The 7606-nt window shown below is 50.4% G+C and carries 8 protein-coding genes and 3 pseudogenes; 4 read left to right on the top strand and 7 right to left on the bottom strand.

Going from position 1 to position 7606, the window contains the following annotated elements:
* Positions 1-60: 60 nt before the first annotated feature.
* Positions 61-555 (bottom strand): annotated as a pseudogene (locus CS369_RS09990) (peptidase T); the annotation flags it as partial.
* A gap of 432 nt (positions 556-987) precedes the next feature.
* On the opposite strand from CS369_RS09990, the gene potA reads away from it, so the two are divergent.
* The 4 genes and pseudogenes from potA (at position 988) to potD (ending at position 4805) form a co-directional block, all read left to right on the top strand.
* A complete protein-coding gene (gene potA, locus CS369_RS09985; RefSeq protein WP_374191050.1) occupies positions 988-2109 on the top strand; it encodes a spermidine/putrescine ABC transporter ATP-binding protein PotA in 1122 nt (373 codons plus the stop codon).
* On the top strand, positions 2093-2953 hold the full coding sequence (gene potB / locus CS369_RS09980) for a spermidine/putrescine ABC transporter permease PotB (protein WP_196906962.1): 861 nt from the start codon (positions 2093-2095) through the stop codon (positions 2951-2953). Before potA ends, potB begins: the two co-directional genes overlap by 17 nt.
* Positions 2950-3726 carry a spermidine/putrescine ABC transporter permease PotC gene (gene potC, locus CS369_RS09975; RefSeq protein WP_196906961.1) on the top strand — a complete coding sequence of 259 codons (777 nt, stop codon included), beginning with the start codon at positions 2950-2952 and terminating at the stop codon, positions 3724-3726. Before potB ends, potC begins: the two co-directional genes overlap by 4 nt.
* A gap of 71 nt (positions 3727-3797) precedes the next feature.
* Positions 3798-4805, top strand: a pseudogene (gene potD / locus CS369_RS09970) (spermidine/putrescine ABC transporter substrate-binding protein PotD).
* A gap of 32 nt (positions 4806-4837) precedes the next feature.
* Here the strand turns inward: potD and CS369_RS25145 are convergent.
* The 6 genes and pseudogenes from CS369_RS25145 to CS369_RS23480 form a co-directional block, all read right to left on the bottom strand.
* Positions 4838-4957 (bottom strand): FeoC-like transcriptional regulator, encoded by a 120-nt coding sequence (locus CS369_RS25145; RefSeq protein ID WP_374191049.1) that lies wholly within the window; start codon positions 4955-4957, stop codon positions 4838-4840.
* A complete protein-coding gene (locus tag CS369_RS25140) occupies positions 4954-5049 on the bottom strand; it encodes a FeoC-like transcriptional regulator (protein WP_374191048.1) in 96 nt (31 codons plus the stop codon). Before CS369_RS25140 ends, CS369_RS25145 begins: the two co-directional genes overlap by 4 nt.
* A 30-nt stretch (positions 5050-5079) precedes the next feature.
* Positions 5080-6246 (bottom strand): nucleoside recognition domain-containing protein, encoded by a 1167-nt coding sequence (locus tag CS369_RS09960; protein ID WP_244664926.1) that lies wholly within the window; start codon positions 6244-6246, stop codon positions 5080-5082.
* A pseudogene (locus CS369_RS23485) lies at positions 6215-6724 on the bottom strand (FeoB small GTPase domain-containing protein). The gene CS369_RS09960 and the pseudogene CS369_RS23485 overlap by 32 nt, the downstream one beginning before the upstream one ends.
* Positions 6725-6805: 81 nt before the next feature.
* Entirely contained in the window at positions 6806-7033 is a 228-nt protein-coding gene (locus CS369_RS09955; protein ID WP_196906960.1) for a FeoA domain-containing protein, read from the bottom strand.
* Positions 7034-7093: 60 nt separating this feature from the next.
* Positions 7094-7246: a FeoA domain-containing protein gene (locus tag CS369_RS23480; RefSeq protein ID WP_244664925.1), complete on the bottom strand. Its 153-nt coding sequence runs from the start codon at positions 7244-7246 to the stop codon at positions 7094-7096.
* Between the last annotated feature and the right edge of the window lie 360 nt (positions 7247-7606).

Genomic DNA, 7606 nt, shown 5'->3' with positions numbered 1-7606 from the left:
CGGCTGATGGCTGAAAACCCGGAAATCTCAAAAAGTGCGTGGAACTAAAACCTCTGTGCTTACAGTACCATGTGGCGTTTGCTGGTGTTTTAGCCATACCATCGCCGTAATTATTTCCGCAATACCGGCTTTATCGTCTGCACCCAGCAGGGTTTTGCCATCCGTCGTGATGAGGGTGTTACCCAACAATTGATGCAGCACCGGGAACATCACGGGCGACAAGATTTCATCCCCAATACCGAGTTCAATATCGCCACCGCGGTAATCTTCCAGGATCTGAGGGTTCACATTCTTCCCACTGTAATCCAGCTAGGTATCCATATGAGAAATAAAACCGATGGTAGGCACTTGCCATGCCACATTAGAGGCCAGCGTCGCCATGACACAACCATGCTCGCTCAGAGTAACCTGATCAAACCCGAGCGTTATCAGTTCCTGCTGCAAGGCGCGCGCCAACTTGAGTTGGCCCTCCGTGCTCGGCACATGCCTTACGCCCGGCTTAGACTGCGTATCGTAAGTGACATAATTTAAAAAACGATCGAGTAATTTTTCCATATTTCAGCCCCCTGAACCCTGATGGATATTATGCTGATGGCTTTCCCGGCAAATATTGCGTCAGGTCAGTTTTTACCATCTTAGCCACCGAATGCATCAAAACCGCCTTTTGCGGACGGACAAATCATTGGATTCATAAAACCAGGACGTTACGCTGCTATTTTGTTCGCGCTACGGTCGCATTTTTTTAACGTCAACAACACATGATGCTTACAACTTTTTATCTCATCGCTCATGGGGTACACCGGAATCGCTAATCTCATGATTAACCGACTTTCTTCGTCGCAAGAGTGCGCGTATAAGTTGGCGTACACTGGGGTTTCCCGTAGAATGCCCCCCTAACGACGCTATACACGCAAAGGTGATAACCCTGGTCATGCAGCGCTTTACATACTATGCATGCGCCAACGATGGAAACTGAGCCAGACCACCATGAATGAAAACCTTTCTTCCGCATCCGTGCCGGTTGTTGAACTGCGCGATGTACGTAAAGGATTTGATGGCAAAGACATCATCTCCCATTTCGATCTCACCATTAATCACGGTGAGTTTTTGACCATTCTTGGCCCTTCCAGCTGTGGTAAAACCACGGTACTGCGTTTGATTGCCGGATTGGAAAATGTCGATAACGGTGCCATTTTACTTGAGCAGCAGGACATTACCCATCAGCCCGCCGAACAGCGCTACGTCAACACGGTATTTCAGAGTTATGCGCTATTTCCCCACCTTAGCGTGTTTGAAAATATCGCCTTCGTGCTGAAAATGCAGAAAACACCGTCTGCCGAGATCGCACCTCGCGTCATGGACGCCTTGAAAATGGTTCAGTTGGACGAGTTTGCAACGCGTCGCCCGCATCAACTGTCCGGCGGGCAGCAACAGCGTGTCGCGATTGCCCGCGCCGTGGTGAACAAGCCCAAGGTATTATTGCTGGATGAATCACTTTCCGCTCTGGATTACAAATTGCGTAAGCAGATGCAAAACGAACTGAAAGCACTGCAACGTAAACTGGGTATTACCTTCATCTTTGTTACGCACGATCAGGAAGAAGCGCTCACCATGTCAGACTGCATCGTGGTGATGCGCGACGGCAAAATTGAACAAGACGGTACGCCAAGAGAAATCTACGAAGAACCCTGTAATCTGTTCGTTGCCAGTTTTATTGGTGAAATCAACATTTTTGATGCCATCGTGATCGCCCCCGAACAGGGGAATCGCGTTCAGGCTATGGTTGAAGCCCGCGCCTGCCCTATCACTGTCAATTTTCCGGTGAGCACAGGACAATCATTAAAAGTCCTGCTGCGCCCCGAAGATTTGCGCGTAGAGGAAATTAATGACGACAGTGCAGTCGAAGGCATGATCGGTTATGTGCGTGAACGCAACTATAAGGGCATGACGCTTGACTCCACCATTGAGTTGGAGAACGGAAAAATGGTGATGGTCAGCGAGTTCTTCAATGAAGATGACCCCGATGTCGATCACTCACTCAACCAAAAGGTGGCTATCACCTGGGTAGAGAGCTGGGAGGTCGTGCTGCACGATGAAGCCACCGCGTAAACGTTTTCAAAACATCATCATTACCATAATCGTTGCCTGGCTGATGCTGTTTGTGTTCATCCCTAACCTCATGATCATTGGCACCAGCTTTTTGACGCGCGATGATGCCAACTTGATCACTATGGTGTTCACGTTGGAAAACTATACGCGGCTGAGCGATCCCCTGTACGCCTCGGTGCTGCTGCATTCCTTAAATATGGCGGTCATCGCTACGTTATGCTGCCTGCTGATTGGCTACCCTTTTGCCTTTATCCTGGCGCGGCTGCCGGAAAAAATACGACCGATGCTGCTGTTCCTGCTGATTGTCCCGTTCTGGACCAACTCGTTGATTCGTATCTACGGATTGAAAATTTTCCTGAGCACGCGAGGCTACCTAAACGAGTTTCTGTTATGGACTGGGATTATCGACGATCCGCTGGGCATTATGTACACCTCACAGGCGGTGGTGCTAGGTTTGGTCTATATCCTATTGCCGTTCATGGTGTTACCACTCTACTCCAGCATTGAAAAACTCGACAACACGTATCTGGAAGCGGCGCGGGATCTGGGTGCCAACAAGTGGCAGTCGTTCATCCGCATTGTGATCCCGCTGACCATGCCCGGCATTATTGCGGGCTGCCTGCTGGTATTACTGCCTGCGATGGGGCTGTTTTTCGTGGCTGACTTGATGGGAGGTGCAAAAAACCTGCTAATTGGCAACGTGATAAAAAGCCAATTCCTGAATATTCGCGATTGGCCCTTTGGCACAGCCACCAGTATTTGTCTGACGTTGGTGATGGGTCTGATGCTGTTTGTGTACTACCGCGCAGCCCGTTTATTGAATAAAAAGGTGGATCTGGAATGATGGGACGTTTATTGCGTAGCGGCTTTATGAGCCTGATTTACGCCTATCTGTATATTCCAATCCTGATTCTGATTGTGAATTCATTTAATCAGGCGCGTTTTGGCATTAACTGGCAGGGATTCACCCTTGAGTGGTATCGCCTGCTGTTAAACAACGACAGTCTGCTCGAGGCGGCCAGCCATTCACTGACGATGGCGGTATTTTCCGCCACGTTTGCCACGGCAATCGGCTCGCTCACCGCCGTGGCGCTTTACCGTTATCACTTTCGCGGTAAGCCCTTTGTCAGCGGCATGCTGTTTGTGGTGATGATGTCGCCAGATATCGTCATGGCCATCTCCCTGCTGGTACTGTTTATGCTACTCGGGATTTCGCTCGGATTCTGGTCACTGCTGTTTTCGCACATTACGTTCTGCCTACCGTTTGTCGTGATCACGGTGTATTCGCGCTTGAAAGGGTTTGATATTCGAATGCTGGAGGCTGCTCGAGATTTAGGAGCCAGTGAGATCATCATACTACGCAAGATTATTCTGCCCCTTGCGATGCCTGCCGTTGCCGCTGGCTGGTTGCTGAGCTTCACCCTGTCCATGGATGATGTGGTGGTATCATCCTTTGTCACGGGTCCTTCTTATGAAATCTTGCCGCTGAAAATCTATTCCATGGTTAAAGTGGGTGTCTCACCTGAAGTCAACGCGCTGGCCACCATTTTGCTGTTGTTATCGTTACTGCTGGTGCTTAGCAGTCAGTTAATACTGCGGGATCGCACCAAAAAATAATCATTCCAACCTTTGGGACGTTAAGGAGGTTTATTGTGAAAAAATTGCCCTACCTGCTGGCCGCGTGCGCCATGGCACTCAGCCTGAATGCCGCCAATGCGAAGGATAACAAGACGATCTATTTCTACAACTGGACAGAGTATGTCCCCCACGGTTTGCTGGAACAGTTCACCAAAGAAACGGGCATCAAGGTGATTTAGTCCACCTACGAATCCAACGAAAGCATGTATGCCAAGCTGAAGACCTATCAGGATGGCGCTTATGATTTGGTGGTGCCTTCGACCTATTTCGTGTCCAAAATGAGCAAAGAAGGGATGCTGCAAAAGATTGATACCAGCAAACTGAGCAATTTCCACAATCTTGATCCTAGTCTGCTGCACAAATTCTTCGACCCAAACAATGAATACTCCATTCCCTACATCTGGGGAGCCACCGCTATCGGCATCAACCGTGATGCCATCGACCCGGCAACAGTGACCGACTGGGGTGATTTTTGGGATGCTAAGTATAAGGGTAGTCTGTTGCTGACCGACGATGCCCGTGAAGTGTTCCAGATTGCGTTACGTAAACTGGGCTACTCGGCAAATACCACCGATCCCAAAGAGATCGAAGCTGCGTATAACGAATTAAAGACGCTGATGCCGAACGTGCTGGCCTTTAACTCCGACAACCCCGGGAATACGTTTATCGAAGGTGAAGTCAATCTGGGTATGATCTGGAACGGCTCAGCTTACGTTGCCCGCCAGTCAGGAACACCGCTCGACGTTATCTGGCCAAAAGAAGGTGGCATTTTCTGGATGGACAGTTTGGCGATCCCCGCCAACGCCAAGAACAAAGAGGGTGCCATGAAGCTCATCGACTTCTTGTTGCGCCCGGATGTGGCAGCAAAGGTTGCCGAAACCATCGGTTACCCGGCGCCCAATCTGGCAGCGAAAAAATTACTGCCCGCTGAGGTGGCAAATGACAAGACGCTCTACCCTGATGAAGAGACCATTCAGAAAGGGGAATGGCAAAACGGCGTGGGCAGCGCCAACACGCTGTATGAAAACTATTTTCAACAATTGAAAGCCGGCCGTTAATGCGCAAAGGGCTAGCCCTTTATGATGCATCGTTACCCCACCCATTCGTAGTAAAGCTGCAGCCCTTTCTCGCATGAACAGCAGCCACTACAACCGCCACTGGCATTTTCGTGACTGCTAATTTTTCCCTTCTGGACCCAGATAGCTATCATACACCGGTTTCGATGTGGAAGCGTTGGCTGATCTCTTGCAACGAAACGCGTTGCCTTTGCTTCACGAAATCGCGCAGTTCAATCAGTGTCATCTCATCCTCCTGATTCGCACAGCCATGGGTTTATGCTGCTCGCACCACCGCAGATTGCTGCCTCAGATTGCCATTGCGGCGCAGGAAAAATACAGTAATCGCCCACACGGCCAGCACAGCGCCAATGGCAGAGGCAGAGGCAGAATAAAGAGGATGGTTAGCAAACCGCCCCGCTTGATACACCAACACCGCAGCGCCATAGCCCAGCTCTATCGTCCACACGAAACAGAACAGCGCCCATACCGTGCCCACTTCGCGCCAGATAGCTGACAATGCCGCAACGCAAGGCACATACATCAAGACCATCAGTAAGTAGGCCACCGCCCGTAAGCGGCCATCGAACAGGTGCACAATGATATCCAGCGATGAGACGGAAAATTCGTTCTGTTCCGCTACGGCGGCGGTATCGCTTAAATCGCCAACGCTGATGCCCAGCGGATCGAGGAGCTCTCCACCGAGTTTGGCAAAATTCTCTGGAATGGTTGCCAGTGCGGCAACAACGCTTTCGCCCAGATTAAACGGTGCGTCCTCTTCCTGCTCACCTGATTGGCTATCAGTCATCGCGCCATACAGTGAATCCAGTGTACCCACCATCGCTTCTTTGGCAAAAATGCCGGTAAAAACACTGACAGCGGTAGGCCAGTTTTCCGCTTTTATCCCCATCGGCGCGAACATCGGCACAATTTTCTGACCGATGGAAGAAAGCACTGATTTATCAATGTCCTGATTACCAAACGAAGCGTCGGTACCCATGGAGTTGAAAAAGCTGAGCACGGTGACGACCACGACAATCAGTTTGCCTGCACGCAGAATAAAACCCTTGAGCAGATCCCAGGTACGAATTAGCACGCTGCGCAATCCTGGCAAATGGTATGGCGGGATCTCCATGACGAACGTAGAGGCATCGCCTTGTAGCGCAGTATTTTTCAGCATAAAGCCAGTGGCGATAGCGGCAAAAATACCCACCAGATAGAGTCCGAATACCAGGTTTTGCCCACCGCTGGTGAACAATGCCGTCGCGGGTAAGCGAGAACGAACGATGGTATCCCCTTCCAGCAATTGCAGCGCCAACCAATACGGATGCGTTACGCTTGGAATATCCGTTAAACGTAACGCCATTTGCACCGCAGCATTTTTCAGCGGCGCATCGTAAGGCACTTCAACGTTAGGGGAACGAATGTCCGCCAGCGCTGACACGCAACACATCAATCCCTTTGTTTTGGCTGGCGGTGATGGGGATAACGGGGCACCCTAGCCGATTTTGCAAAGCGGCGATATCGATCTCAAGCTTGCGCGAAGAGGCGATGTCCATCATGTTAACCGCAACGATCATTGGCACGTTCATGTCCAGCAACTGCGCCGTGAGATACAGGTTGCGCTCAAAATTGGCCGCATCAAGAATGTTCAGCACCAAATGTGCTTCGCCGGAGAGGATATAATCACGCGCGACGCGCTCATCCTCGGCACTTTCCGAGGCTGGATTGAGCGAGTAAACGCCAGGAAGATCGACCAGCGTGAAGCGTTGGCCTTTGTAGAGGAACTAACCGACCTTTTTCTCGACGGTGACACCGGGCCAATTCCCTACCGTTTGTTTTCCCCCTGTCAGCAGGTTGAACAGGGTGGTTTTGCCACAATTGGGGTTGCCAACAACACCAATGACGGGATGTGCGACCATAACGGTTCCTTACTCGAACGAGCTTTAATCAGGCAGACATGCCTCGCAATCCACATACCTGGCAACTCCAGATCCTGAAAATCAGCACGGCTCCAGGATCAATATCAGTGCTTCACTCTTGCGCAAGCTGATAGCAGCACCGCGCAAACGCAATTCGATAGGATCGCCCAGTGGCGCTATCCGGGTGACCGTGAAGGTCACCCCCGGCGTAACCCCTAACGCCAGCAAGCGCTTGCGGTAATCCGCCGATCCTTTTTGATAACCTTGCACACGCCAGGAACTGCCTACGGGAAACACGGCCTCTGTCATAAATACCACTCTTCGTTGAATTACCGCCTCGTTATGTCACCCTGTTGCTGCCCGATGGCATCAACCTTGTGTAACCTGCGGTGCCAGCCAGACCTGCTTGCCCATATCCCAATTAATCGCGATACGACCGTCGCCCGCAGCCAGCATCAATGGCTGGTTTACTTCGCGCTGGATAACCCGAATTTCACCCCCGACGCGAATACCTAGCTCCAATAAGCGTTGATGTACTCGCCGCTGAGACGAATTCGCGCAACCACGTCGCTGACATTGAGGGGAATATCAAGAAGAGTGTGTAGACCTGGCGTCATAGTTGGGCTCTTAAAGAGAAACTGCAGAATCCTTGAGTGAATTCACGCGGTATAATTGCTGTAAATGCTCAGAAAAAAACAAAACTAATAACGATTATCAATAATAAATGCACAGGTATAAGTGTACTTGATACACATCAAACAAAAATTAAATATCGCTCATTCCTGCTTCAGCGGTGAATAAAAGCATCATAAAACGATAAAATCTATGGTCACCCCCGTTTTTGCAACACTGATTTTCGATTGATGTTGGGCTTGCTTAAAT

Source organism: Candidatus Symbiopectobacterium sp. 'North America' (genome assembly GCF_015762685.1).
In the GTDB taxonomy this organism is placed as follows: domain Bacteria; phylum Pseudomonadota; class Gammaproteobacteria; order Enterobacterales; family Enterobacteriaceae; genus Symbiopectobacterium.
This window is presented reverse-complemented; position numbering and strand designations above follow the sequence as displayed.

Excerpts from the sequence above, each read along its gene's own strand:
- CS369_RS25140 (WP_374191048.1), bottom strand. The coding sequence starts at position 5,049 with ATGACACTGATTGAACTGCGCGATTTCGTGAAGCAAAGGCAACGCGTT.
- potC (WP_196906961.1), top strand. The coding sequence starts at position 2,950 with ATGATGGGACGTTTATTGCGTAGCGGCTTTATGAGCCTGATTTACGCC.
- CS369_RS09955 (WP_196906960.1), bottom strand. The coding sequence starts at position 7,033 with ATGACAGAGGCCGTGTTTCCCGTAGGCAGTTCCTGGCGTGTGCAAGGT.
- potB (WP_196906962.1), top strand. The coding sequence starts at position 2,093 with ATGAAGCCACCGCGTAAACGTTTTCAAAACATCATCATTACCATAATC.
- CS369_RS25145 (WP_374191049.1), bottom strand. The coding sequence starts at position 4,957 with ATGATAGCTATCTGGGTCCAGAAGGGAAAAATTAGCAGTCACGAAAAT.
- potA (WP_374191050.1), top strand. The coding sequence starts at position 988 with ATGAATGAAAACCTTTCTTCCGCATCCGTGCCGGTTGTTGAACTGCGC.